Source organism: Streptomyces sp. 150FB (genome assembly GCF_000818195.1).
Classification (GTDB): domain Bacteria; phylum Actinomycetota; class Actinomycetes; order Streptomycetales; family Streptomycetaceae; genus Streptomyces.
The window spans coordinates 4001253-4002695 of sequence record NZ_JTHL01000001.1; the positions used below are offsets into that span (position 1 = coordinate 4001253).

The window sequence follows — 1443 nt, forward strand, 5'->3', positions numbered from 1 at the left end:
GGGTGCGTACGGTGAGCCCGGCGCCGGGGACGCGCCGGCGGCCGGGACCGCGCGCTGCACGGGGAAGGCTTCCGTCTGCGCCACAGGGCTGAACCGGACGCCGTCGGTGCTGCGTTGGACCGGGGCGAGGTCGTGCGGGGCGACGGGCTGAGCGGCGGGCCAGGCTTCGGGCGAGGCTTCGGACTGGTACGCCGCCGGGGCGGGTGCGCCGAGGGGTGTGGGGCCGGGCACAGGTACGGATCCGGACGCGCCGGTCACAAGTCCGGTGGCGGTGACCGGCGTTCCCGTTCCCGCGAACGCGGCCGTCGCGCCCTGTCGCTTCGCGGAGCCGGTTCCGGTGCCTGAGCCGCGAGCGGCGGAGGAGCCGGGCAGGGCGACGAGGCGCTGTACGGCTATGCCGGCCGGCGCCGCCGGGGCGCTGATACCTGTCGTAGCGGCCGGAACGGCCGGAGTGGTACGGCCCATGAGCCGCTGCACCGGCGCGGACGCGGGTGTGGTGTGGCTCGGCGACGCCGTACTCGACGCGCTCGATGTGCGCGGGGTGTGCGGGGTGTGCTGCGGGACGGCGGCCGACAGGAGCGGCGGGCGCTCCGCCAAGGTCCGGGTCGTGACCAACGGGCTGACCAACGGGCCTACGGCGTCGGGCAGATGACCAGGAGCGGACGACTCCGGGGCCGAGGGCCACGCCTCGGGCCCGACCGCGCCGGAGGCCGTCCGGGACTGACCCGAACCGACACCGCCGCCGACCGGGTTGGTTCGCCGCACCAGTGGTACGGCGGGCGCAGCGCCGGGCCCGGGGACGCTCGCGGCCGACCGTACGACCGGGACGGCGGACGCACCGGGTGCCACGGCCGATCGCTGCACCGGCAGTGTGCCCGCCGCCGCGCGCTCCCCGGTCCGGGGCGCGGCCGTGTCGGTGGCGACCAACGGCTGTGCGGAACCGACCAGCGGGACGTCCGGCGCACTGGGAGCCGGGGCCCGGCGCACCGGGGCGTCACCGGCCGACGCGGACCGCTGCACCGGCAGCGCGCCACCGCCGGAGGACGGCACCGGAGCTGACACCGGAACCACCGGAGAAGGACTGCTGTGTACCGGCGCCGACACCGTCGGCTCGGCGAATGCTGAAGGCTCCCCCGGGCTCGCGGGCTCCGGGCTCGCGGGCGTACCGGAGACCTGCCGCTGCACGGGAAGGCTGTCCGCCGGAGCACTCGCGCCGGGAACGGCCGGCGGGGACAGCGGTACGGACGGCGTGCTGGGCGAGTGCGTCACCGCGGGCGGTGTCGAGCCGGGTGTTCCCTCGGATCCGTTGGCGGGAGCGGAAGTTGACGATGCGTCAGCTTCTGCCGGACTCGGCGTCGTGGTAGCCGTCGTTTCCTGCGTCATTGCCCTCTGCACCGCGGCCTGCAACGCCGCCGCCGCGCGGGCGGCAGGCTCGGGACGCGA

General features: G+C 76.6%; 1 protein-coding gene and 2 pseudogenes. 2 read left to right on the forward strand and 1 reads right to left on the reverse strand.

Going from position 1 to position 1443, the window contains the following annotated elements:
- Positions 1 to 465: pseudogene (locus tag QR77_RS48710) on the reverse strand (hypothetical protein); the annotation flags it as partial.
- Between QR77_RS48710 and QR77_RS17060 the strand changes: the two are divergent.
- Positions 464 to 652, forward strand: a complete 189-nt coding sequence (locus QR77_RS17060) for a hypothetical protein (protein ID WP_040022697.1) — start codon at positions 464 to 466, stop codon at positions 650 to 652. The pseudogene QR77_RS48710 and the gene QR77_RS17060 overlap by 2 nt on opposite strands.
- A gap of 219 nt (positions 653 to 871) precedes the next feature.
- Positions 872 to 1443: pseudogene (locus QR77_RS48715) on the forward strand (hypothetical protein); the annotation flags it as partial.